General features: G+C 40.0%; 18 protein-coding genes. 15 read left to right on the top strand and 3 right to left on the bottom strand.

What is annotated here, in order from left to right; all coding sequences use genetic code 11:
* The first annotated feature begins 1 nt into the window (after position 1).
* The 6 genes from arnT (at position 2) to B0X70_RS13370 (ending at position 4,811) form a co-directional block, all read left to right on the top strand.
* Positions 2–1,663 carry a lipid IV(A) 4-amino-4-deoxy-L-arabinosyltransferase gene (arnT, locus tag B0X70_RS13395; protein WP_046394496.1) on the top strand — a complete coding sequence of 554 codons (1,662 nt, stop codon included), beginning with the start codon at positions 2–4 and terminating at the stop codon, positions 1,661–1,663.
* Positions 1,660–2,001 carry a 4-amino-4-deoxy-L-arabinose-phosphoundecaprenol flippase subunit ArnE gene (gene arnE / locus B0X70_RS13390; RefSeq protein ID WP_217469560.1) on the top strand — a complete coding sequence of 114 codons (342 nt, stop codon included), beginning with the start codon at positions 1,660–1,662 and terminating at the stop codon, positions 1,999–2,001. Before arnT ends, arnE begins: the two co-directional genes overlap by 4 nt.
* Positions 1,998–2,378, top strand: coding sequence for a 4-amino-4-deoxy-L-arabinose-phosphoundecaprenol flippase subunit ArnF (arnF, locus tag B0X70_RS13385; RefSeq protein WP_217469559.1), 381 nt, complete (start codon positions 1,998–2,000; stop codon positions 2,376–2,378). The genes arnE and arnF overlap by 4 nt, the downstream gene beginning before the upstream one ends.
* A 96-nt stretch (positions 2,379–2,474) precedes the next feature.
* Positions 2,475–2,960, top strand: coding sequence for a C40 family peptidase (locus B0X70_RS13380; RefSeq protein WP_065391466.1), 486 nt, complete (start codon positions 2,475–2,477; stop codon positions 2,958–2,960).
* A 516-nt stretch (positions 2,961–3,476) separates the two neighbouring features.
* Positions 3,477–4,406, top strand: a complete 930-nt coding sequence (locus B0X70_RS13375; protein ID WP_217469558.1) for a hypothetical protein — start codon at positions 3,477–3,479, stop codon at positions 4,404–4,406.
* A 180-nt stretch (positions 4,407–4,586) separates the two neighbouring features.
* Positions 4,587–4,811 (top strand): type II toxin-antitoxin system TacA family antitoxin, encoded by a 225-nt coding sequence (locus tag B0X70_RS13370; protein ID WP_072165544.1) that lies wholly within the window; start codon positions 4,587–4,589, stop codon positions 4,809–4,811.
* 100 nt (positions 4,812–4,911) lie between these two features.
* Here B0X70_RS13370 and B0X70_RS13365 read toward each other — a convergent pair whose 3' ends face one another.
* The 3 genes from B0X70_RS13365 to B0X70_RS13355 form a co-directional block, all read right to left on the bottom strand.
* Positions 4,912–5,334, bottom strand: a complete 423-nt coding sequence (locus B0X70_RS13365; protein ID WP_246593292.1) for a flagellar protein FlhE — start codon at positions 5,332–5,334, stop codon at positions 4,912–4,914.
* Between the two features lie 320 nt (positions 5,335–5,654).
* Entirely contained in the window at positions 5,655–6,080 is a 426-nt protein-coding gene (locus B0X70_RS13360; protein ID WP_046394502.1) for a flagellar protein FlhE, read from the bottom strand.
* 168 nt (positions 6,081–6,248) lie between these two features.
* Positions 6,249–6,662, bottom strand: coding sequence for a flagellar protein FlhE (locus B0X70_RS13355; protein WP_046394503.1), 414 nt, complete (start codon positions 6,660–6,662; stop codon positions 6,249–6,251).
* Between the two features lie 317 nt (positions 6,663–6,979).
* Here B0X70_RS13355 and B0X70_RS13350 point away from each other — a divergent pair, with 317 nt between their 5' ends.
* From B0X70_RS13350 to B0X70_RS13310, 9 genes are all read left to right on the top strand, one after another.
* Positions 6,980–7,723 (top strand): ABC transporter ATP-binding protein, encoded by a 744-nt coding sequence (locus B0X70_RS13350; RefSeq protein WP_236548165.1) that lies wholly within the window; start codon positions 6,980–6,982, stop codon positions 7,721–7,723.
* The gene (locus B0X70_RS13345) at positions 7,716–8,930 is read left to right on the top strand and encodes an ABC transporter permease (RefSeq protein ID WP_418889042.1); all 1,215 of its coding nucleotides are present in this window, start codon (positions 7,716–7,718) and stop codon (positions 8,928–8,930) included. Before B0X70_RS13350 ends, B0X70_RS13345 begins: the two co-directional genes overlap by 8 nt.
* Entirely contained in the window at positions 8,923–10,401 is a 1,479-nt protein-coding gene (locus tag B0X70_RS13340; protein WP_217469557.1) for a TolC family protein, read from the top strand. Before B0X70_RS13345 ends, B0X70_RS13340 begins: the two co-directional genes overlap by 8 nt.
* A 43-nt stretch (positions 10,402–10,444) precedes the next feature.
* Positions 10,445–11,668 (top strand): efflux RND transporter periplasmic adaptor subunit, encoded by a 1,224-nt coding sequence (locus B0X70_RS13335; protein WP_217471730.1) that lies wholly within the window; start codon positions 10,445–10,447, stop codon positions 11,666–11,668.
* A gap of 278 nt (positions 11,669–11,946) precedes the next feature.
* Positions 11,947–12,435 (top strand): hypothetical protein, encoded by a 489-nt coding sequence (locus tag B0X70_RS13330; protein ID WP_040150591.1) that lies wholly within the window; start codon positions 11,947–11,949, stop codon positions 12,433–12,435.
* Between the two features lie 487 nt (positions 12,436–12,922).
* Positions 12,923–18,013 carry an RHS repeat-associated core domain-containing protein gene (locus B0X70_RS13325; RefSeq protein ID WP_217469556.1) on the top strand — a complete coding sequence of 1,697 codons (5,091 nt, stop codon included), beginning with the start codon at positions 12,923–12,925 and terminating at the stop codon, positions 18,011–18,013.
* 395 nt (positions 18,014–18,408) lie between these two features.
* Positions 18,409–18,864 (top strand): hypothetical protein, encoded by a 456-nt coding sequence (locus B0X70_RS13320; RefSeq protein WP_217469555.1) that lies wholly within the window; start codon positions 18,409–18,411, stop codon positions 18,862–18,864.
* A gap of 387 nt (positions 18,865–19,251) precedes the next feature.
* Positions 19,252–20,316 (top strand): cell division protein ZapE, encoded by a 1,065-nt coding sequence (zapE, locus tag B0X70_RS13315; RefSeq protein WP_217469554.1) that lies wholly within the window; start codon positions 19,252–19,254, stop codon positions 20,314–20,316.
* Between the two features lie 42 nt (positions 20,317–20,358).
* A complete protein-coding gene (locus B0X70_RS13310; RefSeq protein WP_036775912.1) occupies positions 20,359–21,105 on the top strand; it encodes a sulfite exporter TauE/SafE family protein in 747 nt (248 codons plus the stop codon).
* Positions 21,106–21,121 lie beyond the last annotated feature (16 nt).

Raw genomic sequence — 21,121 nt, 5'->3', positions numbered from 1 at the left:
TATGTTAAATAACCGGGCGTGTAAAGTGGGGGCCTTTCTGATGGCTCTTTTTTTTATCCTCACCTATTTATTACCCCTTAATGGCCGTCTGCTATGGCAGCCTGATGAAACCCGTTACGCAGAAATTAGCCGAGAAATGCTGCAACGAGGGGATTGGATTGTTCCATATTTGCTGGATATTCGTTATTTTGAAAAACCAGTAGCGGGTTATTGGATTAATAATATTAGCCAATGGATCTTCGGTGATAATAATTTTGCTGTTCGTTTTGGGTCGGTTTTCTGTATTTTTATCAGCGCGATTTTATTATATCGACTTGCTATGATGATGTGGCATAACCGGCATATTGCTTTTGCCGCCAGCCTTATTTACATCTCAATGTTTCTGGTATTTGCCATTGGCACTTATAGCGTACTCGATCCAATGTTTTCTTTATGGATAACGGCTGCCATGATATCTAGCTTCTGGGCGTTAAAAGCCGATTGTACTAAACAGCGGATTATGGCATATCTGGTACTTGGCTTATGTTGTGGTATGGGATTTATGACCAAGGGATTTCTGGCATTGGCCGTTCCGGTCATTGCGATGTTGCCCATTGTCATTTATCAGAAGCGGGTTCTGCAAATAATATACTTTGGCCCACTTGCCATTATTTCGGCGGTAGCAATCAGTTTGCCGTGGGTGATTGCGGTTGCCCAACGGGAGCCTGACTATTGGCATTATTTCTTCTGGGTTGAGCATATTAAGCGTTTTTCTTCCGATGATGCACAGCATATTGCACCATTCTGGTATTACATACCGATTCTTATTTTTGGTGTGATCCCGTGGTTGGGATTATTACCCGGCGCGGTAATTAAAGGTTGGAAAGAGAGAAAATCCAATCCTGAAATGTTTTTTCTACTTTGCTGGTTTGTCGTACCATTTTTATTTTTCAGTATCGCGAAAGGAAAATTGCCAACCTATATCTTGCCTTGCATGGCGCCATTGGCAATGATGATGGCTAAATTTGGCGTTGATTGCGTAAGAGATGGCAAAATGAAATTGCTGAAGATCAATGGAATGGTTAACGTATTGATTGGTCTGATGGCGGTAATGATTCTGTTTGCTATGGAAGCAGTAACAAAACACTCTTTATATCAACCATCAGAATGGCCTAAATGGGTTTTAGCGATTGTTGCTTTTGGTATTTGGGGAATTATTGGTTATCTGTGTTTTGCGTTGAATGGAAAATACTGGTTGTGGTCGGCATTTTGTTCCATTGTTGTCAGTTTAGTGATAGGTAATGCGTTGCCTGAGAATACCGTTAATTCTAAATTGCCGCAAAGTTTTATTAAGTTACATCATCAGGAACTTGCAGACAGTCGGTACATTCTATCGGAAAGCGTTGGTCTTGCAACCACGGTGGCTTGGGAGATGAAGCGTAGCGATATTTATATGCTTGAGAATTGGGGTGAGTTGGAATATGGGTTGAATTATCCAGATAGCCGATATCGATATATCAGTTATAAAGATTTTCCACAATGGTTAGAGAAAGCGCGTAAAGAAGGACGGGTATCAGTACTGTTTCATTTATATAAAAATGAAAAATTACCTGATTTGCCAAAAGCAGATCACATTAATCGTAATTATCGCTTTGCTATTTTGGTTTATGAGAAGCGACCATGATAAATTTCACTTTATTGTTGCTGGTTAGCTTACTGACATGTGCTGGTCAGCTATGTCAGAAACAGGCTGTGATATGTTGGCAGAGTGATGTTTATCCGCGGGCATCTGCGCTGAAATGGTTGATAGGGGCTGTGATTCTATTGGCTGTTGGCATGTTATTTTGGCTTCGTCTATTGCAGATATTGCCATTAGGAATTGCTTATCCCATGTTAAGTATAAATTTTATTATGGTTACGTTAGCGGGGAAATTTTTCTATCAGGAAAAAGCAGGCAAAAAACATTGGAGTGGGATTGTGTTTATCATGTTGGGAATTTTGCTGATGAGCTTGAATGAATGAAAGGTTATATTTGGGGATTAGTTAGCGTATTACTGGTGACAATAGCCCAGTTATTACTGAAATGGGGTGTTGTCAATTTACCGGCATTGAATCTTGGTTTGGATTGGTTTGATATTGAGTGGCTGTGGAGTCATCGCCATTCCCTGATGATGGTAATGGCTGGTCTGGCTGGGTATCTATTATCTATGCTGTGTTGGTTATTTACGCTAAAATATTTGCCGTTAAATAAAGCCTATCCGTTAATAAGCTTAAGTTATGTATTTGTCTATTTAATGGCGGCTTTATTGCCTTGGTTTAATGAAACCATCACATTATTGAAAACTGCGGGTGTCATTTTCATTTTGTGTGGTATCTGGTTGATTAGCCGTCCAGAATGAAGAATATTTAACTGTTTTACTTAAAGTACAACCTTGTTTTTTTATCGAGTGCCGGATAGAGTTAACTTGTTTTGCTGATCTTATGAGGAGGGGGTAATGATAATAAGAACAAAAGAGTTACTATTGTTGCTCAGTCTGTTACTTATTGGCTGTTCCAGCCACGCCCCCAGGACACCGGCGCCTGAGTTAAAAACGGCGCTTTCTGATCCCATCATGGTAATTGCTCAACTTAAGGAGCAGCTTAATCAATGGCATGGTACGCCATATCATTATGGTGGAATGGATCGTCGGGGAGTAGATTGTTCTGGTTTTGTTTACCGTACTTTCAGTGACCGGTTTGATATTCAGTTACCTCGCACTACCGATGGGCAAATAAAATTAGGCGCCCGTATTAATAAAAGCGATTTAATGCCGGGTGATTTGGTCTTTTTCAGAACAGGTAGTGGCGAACATGGGTTACATGTTGGCATTTATGATGCCAATAACCAGTTTATTCATGCATCAACCCATAAAGGTGTTACTCGTTCATCTATGAATAATGTTTACTGGAAAAAAGCTTTTTGGCAAGCCCGTAGAATTTAAGGTATATTCGTTAAGGAAGCTTAGAAATAAATAACCAACTCCTTAACATATAGGGAACTGGTTAGAACATCTATCATAGAACTATTTTGTTATTTCTGTTGTAGTGTTATTATAACTTGTAGTAATTAGATGCAATATATATTTTCAGTAAATTTTTTATTCAAAAATAAAATGTCATCAATGATAAATACAATAAAAAACATTTTTATTTTTTATGATAAAAAAGACCTGAACATTATTTATCAAGCCGGCTTGTTTTTATGAGTTATATTTTTATTTGCTATATTCTACTAATAAGTGTATTTTTCAAGATGAAATATAATTAACTGATTTGTGAAGAACAATATCAGATTATATTTTAAATTAGAAACAGAAAATTAATATTTAAAACAGTTTTGCATTCGCGAACCATAAATATGATTAATTAGCCAGACGACTTTTATCTGCTAGAAATTAATTATTATTTTGGCGAAGAGAATAGACCTAATAAATTAAATCATCTCAAGAGGAAAACTGATGACAAATAAACAACCTTATTTACCTGAAATAAAATATTCTCCGTGGGCGCCCAATGATGTTCCATTATTTATCATACTTGGACAATCCAACAGTTATGGTCATGGAACACAACTACCACAAGATGAAGAAATTACACAAGGTTTAAAAAACGTATTCACATTATCTCTGCCAGAAGTTTACAGCGTTGACTTTCCCGCAATTAACTGGACAGGGCTGACTAGCTTTGGTAATGCCAATATTGGCACTCCTATCGGTTTACCTATTGGCAATCAGGATCACCCAGTCAATGTCGCCAACCGTTTTGCCAAACTTTGGCAAGGCCACATTAACCGGGGTAATGCGCTTAATTTACCTGATCTTTATGTCATTTTAATGGGGTGGGGCGGGCAGGGCATGTATCTGGATAATCCGCCGAATAACCGTTGGGCCCCTGAGCGAAATCCCTGTGATGTGGAATCGCTCTATCCGCGTGCGATCAGAACTTTGCGCATGGCGGTCGAATCACTGCGTAAACTAGGTAAAAATCCTCGTATTTTGGCTGTTCATTGGAACCAGTGGGAAGCAGAAACTGAAAGTTTATTGGCGGCACAGGCATCAGAGCAGAATTTTACCCGCATCATTACTGGTATCAGTGATGCTTTGGGTTCTCGCTGTATACCGTGGAGATTGTATTATCCACTTTCGGTTGTATTTGAACCTATTAACACTCGTTATGTACTTGAAGCAATTAACAATGTTATCGCTGATGATCCCAAATACCGAACGCTAATTGATGTACGGAATTCTCCTGACTATACCGGAAAGGCGCCGGAGTTTGGTGTTTTTCTGCCTGATAGTATTCATTACGATGGCAAAACTCAGACATGGTTTGCCCAACAGGAGTGGGAATTGATTTTATCTGGTTATACAGGGGTTCAATTACCGTAGGATTAATTATCTGAGGGAGACTAAGATGGCGGCCGAGGCCGTCGTCATCTATTATCAGGTAGAAAATAATACATTCTTGGATGTTCATATTGTGCCTTTTCGACATACATATTAATGAACGTCTATTTTTTATGCCATAATGGCACCATGTTTATATGGATTAAAAATGCAGATGAAATCATGGCTACTAATACAGAACGCAAAGAGACTCGTTTAGTTGCAAGAATTTCCACAGAGATTCAAGAGATCATACAAATAGCGACTGAACGAACTGAAACCTTACATCTTTCGATGAAGGGGGCTGATGCTTTGTTGGCAGCTTTGGAAAATCCGCCAAAAGCAAACTCTAAGCTACTTAAAGCCGCGAAGCACTATAAGGATAGGGTGAATGTCTATAATCCTTGAAGAAATCATCTAGTAACTTTCTTAAACCCTACAATATTCAAAGCAAATCAAAATTGCCGCCTATAATACTGACGGCAATCTTTGGAGAGTTATTGAAATATTATTCCCAGTTGACAATAACTTTTCCGGTTTGGCCAGATACAGGTACTGTTCCACCACTTGCAACTCTCAGAGCATAAAAGAATTGCTGTGCCGGGTCTCTATTATTGAATGCGGTAGTCGTCATTCTTTGAATGCGTGATACATCCAGGCAACTGTTGGTATCTCCGTGGCAAAGATAAACGGATAGTCCTTGAGTATTAGCAGGCCATCCAGCAACGCTCCAAACCCAAGATACTTGAGTAATACTACCCGTCGTTGGTGTAGATCCAACAATAGGAAGATAGGCAATTTCCGTGAAGTTTCTGGAGTATACCGTTGGTAGAGTAATCGAAGATGTATAGCTCCAGCTTGTCGTGAATCCTGTTTGTGGGAACATTGTTAACAATAATGCACTGCTGATGCCACAGAGGGTTGTGAGCACTTTCTTTTTCAATTTCATAATTGCTCCCGATAACTTAATGTTTTCTGTTGCGAGGGCCGGGATGTCTCCTGCGATCTCACACTTTTCGCCACCTAAACCATAAGTGAGGATAGATAAAATACATTAGATGACTTTATTAATTGAGGTATTTTTTCCTCGAGTTGTCAATGAAAAATGGGAATTTAAATTAAATTTATCTAATGAATTAATGAAATGAAGCCAGAGTTGGAAGACTATTTAGCAGACTATATTGATATTCAAAGCAAATCAGAATTGCCGCCTGTAACGCTGACGGCAATCTTTGGAGGATAATCGAAAAGTTATTGCCAAGTGACAGTAATTTCTCCAGTCTTACCTTCTATTGGCATTATGTTGCCGTCTCCAACTCTTAAAGCGAAAAGGAACTGTTGTGCTGGGCTTCTGTTATTGAATGCGGTAGTTCCACCACTTGTCTCGCGTGATATGTCGAGGCAGCTATTGGTATTTCCCTGACAAAGATAAACCGACAAATTTTTAGGCCATCCATCAACTCTCCAAGCCCAAGTTACAAGGTTAATTTTTCCTGTTGCAGGTGGAGATCCGACAATAGGAACGTTAGCAATTTGTGTGAAATGTTTGTAATGCAGCGTGGGTAGAACAACCGAAGATTGGTAGTTTGCCGCGAATGCGGATTGTGAAAACATCGTTAACAATAATGCACTGCTGACGCTACAGAGGGTTGTGAGCACTTTCTTTTTCAGTTTCATAATTGCTCCTGGTAACTTGATATTTTCTATTGTGCGATCTTGGATATATCCTGAAATTTCGCACCGTTTGCCACCGACGTTATATTTAGAAAGCCATACTGATATTCAAGATTGGTCAGAATTGCCGTCTATAGCGCTGACGGCAATCTTTGGAGAGTTATTGAAAAGTTATTGCCAACTGACAGTAATTTCTCCGGTTTGACCTGCTATTGGCATAACGTTACCGTTTCCAACACTTAAGGCGAAAAGGAACTGCTGGGCTGGGCTTCTATTATTAAATGCGGCTGTCGACATTCTTCGCGTGCGTGATATATCTACGCAACTGCTGGTATCTCCCTGACAAAGATAAACCGATAAATTCTTAGGCCATCCAACAACGTTCCAAGTCCAAGATACATTGGTAATCTTTCCTGTTGCAGGGGGAGAACCGACAATAGGAACGTTAGCAGTTTCTAAGAAATTTTTGGAATACAGTGTGGGCAGAACAACTGAAGAGTGATAGCTGCCACTTGCCGCAGCTGTTTGTGAGAGCATAGTTAATAATAAAGCGCTACCAATCCCAAAGATTTTTTTTAATTTCATGGTTGTTATCCTGATAATTTAATTTCTTCATATTGATGAGATCTTGGATATGTCTTTCGATCTCGCTCCCTTTTGCTTCCTCAATTTCATAACAACACCCACCATACTAAAGGTGGTAGCATCAATTTGGGTACATTAACCCTATTACGTCAATGGGTAATGTTGATTTTTGTTAAATAACTCTAATTAATTTTTGGCATCTGATGTTTTTGTCTTTTATTCAGACGGCAATCTTTTACAACAGGATTTTCCCATGATATAAAACCTGCTAAACAACCGAGCGGAGTCAGTGATACGTTTAATGGATGCCAAAAACGATGAATAAATCAGACATGACAATCATAACTTCCCCATGTCAGGAAGCATTGATTCACATGGAAAATATTTGTCGATCTTATCGTATGGGGGAAAAATATTACCCAGTACTTGATAAAATATCATTCACTATCATGCGCGGACAAAGTTGTGCGATTGTCGGCGCTTCCGGCTCGGGTAAAAGTACTCTACTCAATATTCTTGGTTTACTGGATCAACCCACTTCTGGATATTTTCAGTTTAGGGACGTTAATATAACAAATGTTACTCCTAATGAACGGGCGAAAATAAGAAATCAGGAAATTGGTTTCGTGTTTCAGAGTTTCAATTTACTTCCCAGAATGCAGGCGTTAGATAATGTCGCGCTACCACTATTATATCGCGGATATTCTCGTTCTCTAGCTCGGCAGGAGGCGAAATACCAGCTTGAGTTGGTTGGTCTGGCTGGCCGTATTTACCATCGTCCGGCTGATCTCTCCGGGGGACAGCGGCAACGTGTCGCCATTGCCAGAGCCTTGGTCGGTAAGCCTTCTCTGATTCTGGCGGATGAACCGACAGGCAATCTCGATAGTGCGACGGCACGAGATATCATGGCGCTTCTGCTGTCATTGAACCGTGAGCAAGGGGTTACGTTGGTCATGGTTACGCATGATGAAGCCATAGCCAAAAACATGCGGCGCTGTCTCTATGTTAACAACGGGCGGCTTTCCGAAACCGATCTGTGGCTGGGTAGCCCTAATGCTTAATGTGAATTCTGGTCGCTATGGTTTTTCCTTCACGCAAGCCCTGCGAGAATCACTGGGTAGCCTGCGCCTGTTAGGCAGGCGCTCTTTGCTTGCTTTGCTTGGTATTGCAGTCGGATGTGCTTCGGTCATTGCACTTCTAAACATCGGTCATAACGCTGTTAATGAAGCTATCAGCACTTTTAAAAGTATGGGAAGCAATATTTTGGTTGCTCATTTTGCTTTCATTCCCGGCGTTGATGTCAAACCCGCGCCCTCTACGCTGGATACTCAGGCGCTGACTCGTACAATACCGACTATCACACATGCTGCGCCCATCACGTTATATTCGACTCGTGTACGCTTTCACGGGCAAGGGGTCGATACGAATATTACCGGTACCTCCTCTGATCTGGCTGCGGTGCTGGATTTACAGATCGAGCAGGGGCGTTTCCTATCGGACTATGATCGCCAAACCACCTATGCCGTGCTTGGCGCGGATATTGCGAAACAATTAAAAGTAGCCAATCAACCTATTCGAGTAGGCAGTCAATTGCAAATTGGGGAATATCTGTTTGAAGTGATAGGCATTCTCGCGGCTCAGGGGCCGAACCCTTTACTCCCCGGCTCTATTGATCATTCCATCATACTGCCCATTGAAGCAATGCGACGGTTGCGGTCTGCGCCAGAAATTGGCAGCGTCATTGCCAGAGCGCGTGACACAACAACGCTAAACAGTGACGAGGTGTCGTTACGTGATTACCTTGTTTCATTATCAAAAGGTCGTCGTGTCGAAGTTGAGATCCCGAAACAATTGCTTGATGGATTGACACGTCAGGCAAGGACATTCTCCTATTTGCTCGCGGGTTTAGGGGGAATTTCGTTGCTGGTGGGAGGAGTGGGCGTGATGAATGTCATGCTGATGAATGTTTCGGAACGCAGGCGTGAAATTGGTGTTCGTATGGCTTTGGGCGCTCGGCCTGTTGATATTGGTATGCTGTTTATGTTGGAGGCTGCCATTCTGTCCATTGCCGGTGCAATGATTGGTTCATTGTTGGGGGTTGCGGCAGGATACCTATTTGTAAAATTTTCGGGCTGGGTATTTACGTTATCCCTATTCTCTTTGCCTCTGGGTATCGCCAGTTCATTAGTCATCGGTCTGTTTTTCGGTATCAATCCGGCATTAGCGGCGGCCAGATTACAACCTGTAGAGGCGCTTCGTGATGATTAGCCAAGTTTTTCAACGTGTTATTGGCATCATCATTGCCCTGATAATAGCCGCGTCCGTCAAACAGGCTTTAGCGGAGCCGTTGAATCCATCACAGGCAACCATGCCTGCGACGAAGACAATTTCGCTTAATCAGCAAACTATTGGTCTGACGCTCAGTGATGCAATCTATTTAGGGTTACGAAACAATCGTTCGATTCGCAGTGCTTATCTGGATCGGATTGCGCAGAAATTCGATTTACGCGTTGCTGAGGACCGTTTTACGCCCAAGTTACTGATTAATAGCCGTTATACCGCTACCCGTAATCAGAGCGATCGTTATCGCCAAAGTGAGATTACCCCCACCTCTACGCTGCTTGGAGAATATGGCGCTCGATTTAGTTTGTCTTGGACAAATCGGACGACGTGGGCAGACAATGCGGGTCGTAGCCGTAATGATGGTGTTTCATTCTCGGTTATTCAGCCTCTGCTGCGTGGTGCCGGTAAAGATGTGGCGACAGCGCCTGTGCGCCTTGCTCAATTGATGGAGCAGACAAATCGTTTGAACCTAAAAGCGACGGTATCCCAGACTATCACGCAAATTATTATGGCTTACCGTGAATTGTTGCGTGCTCAAGAACAATTACAAATCGCCCGTGATGCTCTTGAACGTTCGCGTCAATTGCTGGAAGTTAACAAAGCCATGATCTCCGCAGGCAGAATGGCGGCTTTTGAGATTGTCCAGACCGAGGCTGATGTTGCAATGCAGGAACTGTCTGCGGAGGAAGCAGCTAATCAATTAGATACCAGTCGTTTGGAACTACTGCGTTTGCTTGCCTTAGACTTACAAACTCAGGTGAAGGCGACTGATAGATTGGAAGCTAAACGCGTAGATATTAACCTGCTACAGGCGCAGAATTTAGCCCAAGAGCAACAACCATCGTATCTTACTCAATTGATTACTGCGGAACAGGCTGTAATTAACCTGACAGTTGCCCGTAACGAACGCTTATGGGATGTCTCTTTGGTTGGTGGAGCCAGCCAGATACGAGATCGAACAGGGTCAAATAGTTCCCGTAATTGGGAAAATTACGCCGGTGTTCAGGTAGAGATACCCATTGGTGATTTGAGTCGGCGTCAGGCGGAAGTGCGGGCGCGGGTTGATGTTCAGAATCAGGACATTCGTCTTGCAGAGGCAAAACAATCACTGGAACGTAATGTGGGTAATGCGGTGCGCGATATTGGTACGCGTTGGCGTCAATATGAGATCGCGCAGCGTGCCAGGGATCTCTCCTTGCGCAAGTTAGAAATTGAACGTGAAAAATTGACGGTGGGCCGCTCCAGTAACTTTCAAGTATTGAGCTTTGAAACCGATTTGCGTAATGCCGAGAATGTTCGTCTTAATGCGTTGATCACCTACTTAAATGCACAAGCGGAGTTGGACGAAACATTGGGCACCACGTTAGGGAGTTGGGATATTGCACTTAACGACTAAGATCAGAGGACTTGCTCGTTCCAAATATAAGACGCGTTGGCTGATGACACTTGCTATTGCATTAGTCATTGGGGCTACCATTGCTTATGTTTTCCTCTCTTCCTCAACGGATACATCATCACCGCAACGGTGGGTACATGTTGAACCTCAATTACTGGAAAATCGTCTTGGGTTAGTTGGTCGCATTCAGGCGGCAACCAGTTTGACGATTGCGACGCCATTTGATGGCGTTATTGATGAAGTGATGGTAACGGAAGGTCAGCGCGTTAAGCGCGAGCAACCGCTGTTGAGCCTTGACACGACACAGTTGGACATTCAGTTGCGGCAGGCGCTCACGGAACTATTGAAAGCCCAGAAGACTGTACAAGATTTAGTGGGGTGGGAGAACAGTCCCGATGTCGCCAGGGTACGTAGAACTTTAACCAATGCCCAGTTAAGTTTGAGTGATACCGAACGCAAGCTAATCGATACCCGGGCTTTGTTTGAGCGTGGCATTGTTCCCCGTATGGAGGTTGATACGCTGGAACAACAGGTCAGAGTCCAACAGCTTGATCTTGCCGCCGCTAAGGCGGAGTTGAGCACTGCTCTCGATAAGGGTACAGGGGAGAATCGCCAAATTGCTGATATGGAATTAGCCAATGCCCAATCGCGTTATCAGGCGCTTCAGGCCCAGCAAGCCCAACGTGAATTGGTTTCTCCTTTTGATGGCATTGTGATTCGCCCTCAGGTACCGGAATCAGATAAGGGGCTATTTATTCAAAAGGGAACACGAGTCACTCAGGGAACAGCTTTGTTAGGGGTGATCAATTTGGAACAAATTCAGGCGGTAGCCCGTATTGAAGAAGCTGACCTTCATCAGGTATATGAAGGAATGCCGGTTGAGATCACCGGCGATGGTTTTGCCGGGCTATCTCTAAGGGGGCAAATTAAAACAATTGGTGTACAGGGGAATTCAAAGGAAATGCAGGGAGCGGGTGTAACCTATGACTTATTAGTGGCGATTGATCCTCTGACTTCTGAACAGCGGCAGCGTATCCGGCTGAATATGAGTGCGAAACTGGCTATTGTCACCTATCGCAATGAACGTGGATTGGCCGTGCCAGCGGAGGCATTACATACCGGCTCTGATGGACGAACTTTCGTTAACTATCGCAGTGAATTAAACGCACAAACTCAGCAAATTATAGTGACGCCGGGGCATGCTGTTCCTCAAGGTGTAGAGGTGAGCGGATTGGAAGCAGGCTATGTTGAAGTCCCTGGGCAGTAATGACTAATTCGAATTAAGTGCAGACATAACCGATTATATCCCGTTTGCCGCTGACGATTGTCTGCGGTGCTGGATATATTTTGCTGTTTTTCGGTAGACAAAATGTGCTCTCGATAATACTTTCTCGATTTTTGATATAGATCAAATTTCATATTTGCGCTGATGAGAATGTATTACTTTAATTAGATATTAATTGGCATAGACTTCTGCTAACAGTAAATATGAATATATAGCCGTTCAAAATATTAATTAAATAATGAAACTTTGAGGTAGACATTATGAGTATTATTCGTCATTCGCTATCGGTTATTTCATTCGTCGCTCTGATTCATCTATCTGGACATGCATACGCATTTGGTTTGCCTGAAAATAATATTCCAACTTCTCATGATCCAGCTTGCTGGGCCGTTTCCAATCAAATTCAATTTGATCGATTAATGAAAGAGATGGAATCAGTTGATGGCGATTCTGAGAGAGAAAAGAGAGAAATTGTGCGGCAGATAGGGAAATATGCTACTCCGAAAAAAATCCATATAGATGTTAAGGTAATTCAGGAAAAACCGGGGGATAAGATTAAACTCGATGCCAGCGGCTCTACGGTACCCAGTGGAAATATCGGATATAATTGGAATAAAAAAGGGCCCGACCAAGCTGTCATTGAAGTCGCTCCAGGTAGTTCAAGGACTTATTATCAACAGAGTGTTCAAATTATTGATAAAACCTGTGGGATTTATAATGCAACGATGATTAATGTACATTCAAAATAGTGATTGCTACTAATTATTAAATATCGTTATTTTCTCATCAATACGTTAATTAATTTTTGACGAATATTATATTTGTTTAATTAAATAATATCTGTGTTTGAATTGAGGGTTTTAATTCAAATCATGAGGTTTTATTTATGTAAATATTCGTCTTTTATCAGGTTTTATTATTCTCTATCAGACAAAAAGCATTGTGCGAAATACACGGAATTATCTTTCCAGTAAGAGTATATCCGGGAATTTATCCATATACTCCAGGTATATATACTATCATTAATATTAAGGGTTTATAATCATGTCCACAAGAACACATAGCGGTAAGGTAAATTTTCATAGTTATATTGAAAGCGGGGTTGATACTCGCACGGGGACTTTTTCTTCAAATATATGTCTCTCAAGCCTCATAGAAACTCAATTTGATATTCGACTTCTCTATTCACCATTAAATCAGAAAAATGTTGGGCTAGGAAAGGGATGGCGAATCCCAGTGACAGTCTATAATGAAGACAAAAAACTGCTTTCTCTGGCTGATGGTAGATTATTTCATGTGACTGAGAAAAAAGGTGCTCTCATATTAGAAGGGGGTATTGGTGATGTGTTCTTTGAGAAAATAGATAAATTCTATAAAGTCACTTATCGTAACACTGGGATGATTGAATTACTTAAAATAAATGATTTTAGTGATAACAAACCCTGCGTATTTCGTAGTTCGTCTTTGGGGGAAATATTAGAATTTAATTGGCATAAAGAAGGTAAAGAAGTTAAATTAACCGGTATAAACAGATATACCGATGTGCAAGAGATAAAGAAATCATTGGTCACTATTTCCTATTCAAATGAGAAAGTGTCCCTGCTAGTTTTCCCTGATAGTAATGAAAAAAAGGAATTTAATCTAACTATAAATAATAATCTCCTGACTGGAATAGAAAATGCTTCATTCAGCACACCATTAAAATGGAAATTATCCTACACTGAATTGTCAAATAAGAATTCGGAAAAAACAGCTTATCTTACAGAAATTGTTTCTCCGCTAAATAAGATAGAAACCGTTTCGTATGAAGACGATGGTCATAATAGTTTTAAAGTCTGTTTTCATAAGATTGCAGATGGAACGGGAAAAAGTGAAGCTATTTGTACATATTATAGTTATGAAGTTAGTTATAATTCATATTATGATGATAATAACGATAATATGCTCTCTTATGGTTACTCAATTGGTTCTCCATTGGGTTCCCCTATGTATATCACCACAGTTCAAAAGCAAAAACATAACTATTCACGTTTATATAATAAAACAATTTATATTTACAATGCTCTTTATCTTGAAGAGTTTAATTGTGATATTATTGGTTCATACGATGAAAATATAAAATATGATAGAGATTCAATACAATATTATGATCCTATGTTGAGACGTGGAAGTAATATAGAAACTTATCTTAATGATCCAGGTATTATTAAGGCCAACATCAGTAAATATCGGGCAATTAAAGATAAGCCTTTTCCAGAGCAACCAGAATTTTTCTCTTTAAAGAAAGAAGAAAAAACAGTCTATTTTGAGTATAAAGATAATAGTAACTCATTGAAAAATAAAGGTAATAGTGACATAAATAGGAAGGTAAAATTAGGAGCAGTAGAAATAATAGAAACTAGCGTAACATTAAAATCGATAGAAGATAATACCATTGATTCTGTCTCAATATTAACAACCCGATTTGAATATGATAATGAGGGGCGCATTATAAAGAAAGAGCACCCCGATGGTAGTATTGATAATTATAGTTATTTTAAAGGAAAAACACTGCTTTTGGAGACGGAAAAGCATATCCCCTCCTCTAATAAAGCTAATGAGAAAACGTATATAAAGAAATATATTTATGATAGTTTTCCGGTGAAAGAGAAGAAAGGCTTTCCTGTTAATCTTGGTAATTGTGATTTAATGGCGTGTATGTTGATGCAACATACAGATGATAAATCTGGTGTAGCCACATATGAAATTAATCGGGCATTTTATATAAATAATCCTTCTCATTTTAATCATGGAAAATTGGAAAAATCAATTGATTATCTGATTAATGATAAGCTGTTATTGGGCAATGTTAAATCTTCCTCTGAAATTGATAATTTAGTCAATAAAGATGCAAAAATTAACGCTGTATCATATAAATATTCATTTTATGAGGGTAATCTTAAAGCAGTGATGACGTTTACCGGGCATGATGGAAAAAACTCTATGACTGAAAAAGTGATTTCTATTCAGACGGGTTTAACGTTAAGTGAAAAAGATAAATATGAAAATATATCTGAATATGAATGGGATGCGTTATCAAGACTGAAAAAGATCAAAAATAATCCTAAAAAGGAATTTAGTACAACAGAAAGCTACGATCATGGGATTATTATAAATGATGATTATACTACGGTTTTTAAAGAGAAAGTCGATAATGCCAGATTTGCAGGATATATCATGCATACTAATGCACAAGGTGTGAAAGTTCTGACTGGTCATGATGTATTTAATCGAGAGGTACAGATATGGAAATCTTCCCCTGAGAAAGGTCAGAATAAGTGGCTGTTGGTGTGTGATAAACAATATGATGAAAATTTCCTTGTTACGGTTGAAAAGAGATTTGATTTATTACCAGACGTAAAATCAGGGGATATTATTGTCACTGAGGATATTTACAGAACCTATTATATTTCACCATTCTGTTATTTCAATTTACATAGACGTCATGATCAACAGTTCGATATAACGTATACTTTCATCAATGAGGTCAAGAAAACACGGAAAACTATTTATATTGACTCAATTAATATTGATGATAAACATGAAGTGACTGAAGATTATATTCTATCGTTGTTGAAAAAATATCAGAAATCATCATTTGTCCGTTATGATTCTACTAGTTTTTATTCTCTTAATTATAATTACCAAACACAAGATAATAACAAGGATGATGAATCAAAACTTTGTATACCGGCTATTATGTTGAAATCGGGGAAAGATATTGCGTGGTTTACCGAAGAAACTTTCGATAGTCATGGCAATGTGATTAAGAATAACCGATATACATTGGATTCTGAGGTTAAAGATGATGAATCTAAGGATGAAGATGAAATTGTCAGGAAATTAATTCTATCACCAATATTATATTCTGCTACAGAGCATCAATATGGTGCCAATAATAAGCTTATTTCGTTGACTGATGAAATAGGAAACAAAACGGATTTTATTTATGATATCTACCATCGTGTAATAGGGATTATACAACCGAATGGTGTGAAAATTAATAAACAATATGCTCCCCATACAGATAAGGAACTTGTCACACAAATTAGTATCACCAATGCGAATAGAACATTTATTCCTGGCAGTCAAAAATTTGACTCTCTGGAGCGATTGATTGAGATAAATAATGGTGGTCGTATTCAGAAATATACTTATAAAGATTCATCTCCAGTTCCAGATACAATGATCAAACCTGATGGAACGGTATTGCAATATCAAAATATCCATGAGCTTGGTGATGTGATTAAATCAATTAAAGGTGGTAATATTGACCACCAATTTGATTATGACAAAACAACCGGTCAGCTTAAACGTTACAAAGATCAAAGTGGTTATATTAGCCAATTAACTTATGATGGTCTGGGTAATATTACCGGGGAAAACATTACCCCTATTGCGGAAGGTGTTGAGCAATCCTTGTCTCAAATATTTTCAGTAGGTGGTAAATGTATTGAATATAATGATATTACCGGTAAGAAACAGGAACATCTTTATAATTTACAAGGGAAACTTATTAAAGTCGTTGATGATGATATCGAGACTGAGATGGAATATGCAGCCTTTGATCGATTGATGCGCCAAAGTGTATTAAATAAACGTGATCAGACTAAATTAGTGATGGAATTTGGTTATGATATATTTGGTCGTGAAATTTCCCGCACGATAACCCCATCAGGGCAGGCTGATAAGATGCTGACTATGACACAACGTTGGCATAAAAACGACCAGTTGGCATCACGTATGATATGTAATGGCACAATCGTACTGCGCGATGAAACCTTCAAATATAATTCACTCAATATGTTGGTGGAATATATTTGTACCGGCGATGAATTACCCCTTGATGGCTATGGGAAACCTATTTCCAAGTTGACATTGAGTTATGATGCGTTAGGCAATATTACCCAATGCATAACCCAATTTAATAGTGAACAGGATGAGGCTCGTTTTATCTATTCAAGTCCTCACGATCCCTGCCAATTGACGGAAGTTAGGCACACTCACAAAGATTATCCTGTGTTGATAACATTGGAGTACGATGCAAATGGTTGTATGACGAAGAACGAACAAGGTCAAATTCTGACTTATGATGCGCTTAATCGGTTAAAAACATTAAAAGCCGGGGAAGACATTTATCTCTATCACTATGATCCCCAAGGTAAACTGGTATCCCGCAGTAAGCTTGAAACCCGTAGAGAATGGTATTATCAACAAAATGCCAATTATCCGTTGTTGAGTAATGAGTTGGCGGGGGAACTCAAAACCCGGGTGTCGCGTGTTTCAGAACAAATTACCGGCATTATTACCTCTGGCCTGAAAGATGATAAGCAGCGAGACAATATATTGCTCATTGGTGCAGATGAAATGAACTCACCAATATTAACGCTGAATAAGGAAGGGAAAAGTAGTTTACTCAGCTATAGCCCGTTTGGTTCTTCTGCCGTACCGCTGATTGTCGGGTTTACCGGGCAGATGGTTGATGATGTTAGCGGTGTCTATCATTTGGGTGAACGGCAATACAGCCCTTGTCTGTTCCGTTTTACAACACCTGACAGTTGGAGTCCCTTTGGTGACGGTGGGCCAAATAGTTATGCCTATATCGACCCAATTAACTGCCGTGATCCGCAAGGTCATATCTCTTGGGGAGGGATATTTGGGATTATTTTTGGTGTCATTACCGTTGTCGTTGGTGTTGTGACACTCGGTGCAGGATTGGCCGCAATGGCTGCCGCGGGTATGACTTTGGCTGTAGGGTTATCGGTCATCGGCGGTGTAGCAACCGTTGCTTCTGGCGGATTTGCCATTGCTGCCGGTGCAATTATGGATACTAACCCTGAACTTGCAGAAACATTCAGTTGGGTTGCGTTTGGCCTTGGTGTAGTGGGCATGTGTGCGACTATGGGAGCAGGATTTGCGCAAGGGGCGGGAGCGACGATGATGAGGTCAGTCAGTTCGAATGCGCCCAGAATTGGCAGAATGGGGGGAAGGTATGTTGTACAAGAGAGAGTGTTAGGTAGTGTTTCTAGGGAATTATTAGGTCCTGTGACAAGCCGCTCAGGTGTGGCAATGGAAAGCCATTTTATGCTGACAGGTACGCGAATGGGAGGAGGAACTGCTGCTTCGATGATAGGGAGTGGACCAAGTGTAGGGAGTGCTCTGTTTCTGGATATGCTCGGCAGTATTGCTGCTTCCGCTCCAGCCAGAATGATAGGACTTACTATAGGCATGGAGGCATTACTGGGATTGGGGCTGGCGGGATTCTGGCACTCAAAAAAGAGTAAATAGACCTAACTTATAGAAGGTAATAATTAAAACAAGCGTGCTGCTTAAAGGCAGTGCGCTTTGGCCTTGCTATTAGACTAGGCAAAACCGCAGGCTATATTGGTGGATTGTGAATGTTTTCCGTTATCAAATTACGGTTTTCTTAACTAATTACGGTTTTTTTAACTATCAAGCCGTTATTAATTGCTTAAGGTCAGAGTATTTGTCAATTTTATGACGGAGAACCTCTTACTCTTTTAAATAAATTCTGCAAAGTGGTCTATATTAATAGGGACATAAAGTGGAAATTTGCTTTATGGGGTTGAACATATATTGTACGAAAAAATAAATTATAGAAAAGAAAGTTGTATTGAAACGCAGTAAGCCATTCCAAACAACATATAAGGAGAGTATCTAACATGTTAGTACGTAAATCGTTGTTGGCCCTGTTTGCAACTGCTTCCTTAACTGCCGCAGGTATCGCTTATGCAGGCCCGCCGGTAACAGTTACATTTAAGCATCTTGGTGCGTCTGGTAGCGCGGATGCTGTTTATACCATCATTACTAATAATGAATCTGGTACTTATGTCAATGCGACACCCAAACCTACTCCAAACGTAGCGCCGGGAGGAGTCGATATTTATCAGGTTCAAAGCCCGCTTTCACCGGACGTAAACTATGCGATGGTGCGATATAAGATAGGGGTTAAAACCTGCGAATTTATGACTACCTTTGTGAACGGATATGTTAATGGCGTTAAAATTCCAAAATGGAATAAAGGAGCAACACCGAGTGGAGGCGCGGTTTGTAATGCAACTATCACTTCTACTAATATTGCGACCTACGCATGGTCAGTTGAATTCACGATGAAGTAGCAGAGGCGAGCCAGATACTTTATGAGATATGTCTGGCTCATCATGTTTTTCACTTGGTTTATTGAGAGTGAGATCATATTTTTTCAGTTAATTAATCTTTCCGTTGCATAATTGATGATAACAAGATCCTTAAAAAGAGCTTGTTACTATTATCAAAAGCCTGTGAATTTATTGAAAAATGTGTCAAAGAACATAGTGGTATGACATTATTATTCCTATGTGATACATATGTGATAGGAATCATAAAAATCATAAAAACAACTTTAGGGTATTGTGTAGTTCCCTTTGTTGGTGTTTATTTATTTTAGGGAAAAATTTTCTAAAAATGGACTGCGATTTTATTAGTTTTTATTTTAATAAGTTAAACACTAAGGGTCTGGTTTATATATGGAAAAGCGAGCGAAAGGTATAGAGCTACAACAAGCTATTCAAAAAAAAGCTCAATTGTATAAATACACGCTTGATAAATATCAAATATCTGTCGTTGAGAATATGGTATGTTTAATTAATACGATGCTTCATCGCTCTTGGTTTAAACGTCCCTGTGTAAAGGGAATTTATATTTGGGGCCCGGTAGGAAGAGGCAAGAGTTTCATACTAGATGCTTTTTTCGAGACGGCGCCTATAAAAAATAAACGTAGAGTCCATTTCCACCATTTCTTTCGTGAACTTCATCAATTAATGAACCTTCAAGCAGGAAAGAAGGATTCAATGGAAGCAACTTTACATACTCAGCTACAAAACTGCCAATTATTGTGTTTCGATGAATTTCATCTGCATGATATTGGAGACGCAATGCTTATTAGCCGGCTTTTAAATTTTATCTTTCAGCGTGGTATAGTCTTGATAACGACTTCAAATTATCCCCCTAATGATTTACTGGCAAACCCCCTTTATCATGAGCGGTTTTTACCTGCTATTCAGCTAATTGAGAAAAATATGAAGATAGTTTCGATGGAGGGAGAAATTGATTATCGATGTCTGGCTGGCAATGATGTCGATCCTTTTTGCCAAGGTGCTTATGTTTGGCCTGGGAATGAAGAACAACGTATTAGGCTATCTTTGCCAGAACGCCTTATGTCTACTATAGATCTAAAAGTTGGCTACCGTATGTTGTCTGTATTATCTGCTGCCAATGGCACAATTCATTTGACTTTCCAAGATCTGTGCATCAGTCCGACAGCGGTAATGGACTACCTGGCTTTAAGTGAACGCTATCAGTGCTGGATTATTGAGGATGTTCCTGAATTAGGTCAGGTTTCCAGCGCCGCTCAACAACGTTTTATTAATGTGGTCGATGTGCTTTATGACCAACGCTGTCAGCTTTATTTAATCGGTTGTCGCCCACTGGATGATAAAATGTTTGGTGGTGTTGAATTGGCAGATATTTCGCGTACACGCAGCCGCCTTAGTCAATTGAAACAATATGGTTTGGGCTGTTCTATAGCGTGAATATGATCTCATTAACCACTTATAAAATAGGCTAAGAAGAAAATGTTGGATGCTTTAACTTACTCAAATTATGCCGTAATAGTCGGTGCTTTGTTGATTGCTTACATTATATTTGGAATTGCTGGTTTTGGTACGGCCTTAATTGCCAGCCCAGTACTCGCGTTATATATTCCCGTGGCTAAAATTGTTCCCTTGCTGGCACTACTAGATATGTTCGCCGCGATCGTTAATGTTAGTCGTGACGGACGTAAAGCCGATTGGAAAGAATTAAAACGCCTTGTTCCATTAATGATTTTCGGTAGCCTTATTGGTGCGGCGATATTACTTAAAACTAAACCTGAAATACTCTTGCTTGCCTTAGGTGTATTTGTTGTTCTCTATTCTGTCTACTCTTTGAGTGGCTTAAAACCAAATCGGAATTTTTCATCGACTGCTTCGTTCCCTTTCGGATTAATTGGCGGCGTATTCAGTGCATTATTTGGTAGCGGTGGTTTTCTATATGCGATTTATCTAAGCGGGCGGATTGAAAATAAAGAGGCTATGCGTATCACTCAAACAACGCTTATTGGTCTCAGTACATTAACGCGAGTAGTAATTTTTGGTTTAGCTGGCGTATATTTCGATACTGATTTGATTTTGTTGGTGTTGGTACTTGCTCCTGGCATGTTAGTTGGTATTACATTTGGTCGGTATATTACGTTGAGAATGTCGCGTGAGCAATTCTTAAAACTGGTTAATATTGTAGTATTAGTTTCTGGTGTGATGTTAATAGTTAAATATTTTTATTAATACTCAAGATAGAGAG

The organism is Photorhabdus akhurstii (genome assembly GCF_019090985.1).
Lineage (GTDB): Bacteria > Pseudomonadota > Gammaproteobacteria > Enterobacterales > Enterobacteriaceae > Photorhabdus > Photorhabdus akhurstii.
The sequence above is the reverse complement of the archived record's forward strand: the minus strand, read 5'-3'. Positions and strand labels throughout refer to the sequence as shown.

What these genes read in the sequence shown, in the direction of transcription:
- arnT (WP_046394496.1), top strand. Translation starts at nt 2, where the DNA reads ATGTTAAATAACCGGGCGTGTAAAGTGGGGGCCTTTCTGATGGCTCTT.
- arnE (WP_217469560.1), top strand. Translation starts at nt 1,660, where the DNA reads ATGATAAATTTCACTTTATTGTTGCTGGTTAGCTTACTGACATGTGCT.
- arnF (WP_217469559.1), top strand. Translation starts at nt 1,998, where the DNA reads ATGAAAGGTTATATTTGGGGATTAGTTAGCGTATTACTGGTGACAATA.
- B0X70_RS13380 (WP_065391466.1), top strand. Translation starts at nt 2,475, where the DNA reads ATGATAATAAGAACAAAAGAGTTACTATTGTTGCTCAGTCTGTTACTT.
- B0X70_RS13375 (WP_217469558.1), top strand. Translation starts at nt 3,477, where the DNA reads ATGACAAATAAACAACCTTATTTACCTGAAATAAAATATTCTCCGTGG.
- B0X70_RS13370 (WP_072165544.1), top strand. Translation starts at nt 4,587, where the DNA reads ATGGCTACTAATACAGAACGCAAAGAGACTCGTTTAGTTGCAAGAATT.
- B0X70_RS13360 (WP_046394502.1), bottom strand. Translation starts at nt 6,080, where the DNA reads ATGAAACTGAAAAAGAAAGTGCTCACAACCCTCTGTAGCGTCAGCAGT.
- B0X70_RS13355 (WP_046394503.1), bottom strand. Translation starts at nt 6,662, where the DNA reads ATGAAATTAAAAAAAATCTTTGGGATTGGTAGCGCTTTATTATTAACT.
- B0X70_RS13350 (WP_236548165.1), top strand. Translation starts at nt 6,980, where the DNA reads ATGAATAAATCAGACATGACAATCATAACTTCCCCATGTCAGGAAGCA.
- B0X70_RS13345 (WP_418889042.1), top strand. Translation starts at nt 7,716, where the DNA reads ATGCTTAATGTGAATTCTGGTCGCTATGGTTTTTCCTTCACGCAAGCC.
- B0X70_RS13340 (WP_217469557.1), top strand. Translation starts at nt 8,923, where the DNA reads ATGATTAGCCAAGTTTTTCAACGTGTTATTGGCATCATCATTGCCCTG.
- B0X70_RS13335 (WP_217471730.1), top strand. Translation starts at nt 10,445, where the DNA reads ATGACACTTGCTATTGCATTAGTCATTGGGGCTACCATTGCTTATGTT.
- B0X70_RS13330 (WP_040150591.1), top strand. Translation starts at nt 11,947, where the DNA reads ATGAGTATTATTCGTCATTCGCTATCGGTTATTTCATTCGTCGCTCTG.
- B0X70_RS13320 (WP_217469555.1), top strand. Translation starts at nt 18,409, where the DNA reads ATGTTAGTACGTAAATCGTTGTTGGCCCTGTTTGCAACTGCTTCCTTA.
- zapE (WP_217469554.1), top strand. Translation starts at nt 19,252, where the DNA reads ATGGAAAAGCGAGCGAAAGGTATAGAGCTACAACAAGCTATTCAAAAA.
- B0X70_RS13310 (WP_036775912.1), top strand. Translation starts at nt 20,359, where the DNA reads ATGTTGGATGCTTTAACTTACTCAAATTATGCCGTAATAGTCGGTGCT.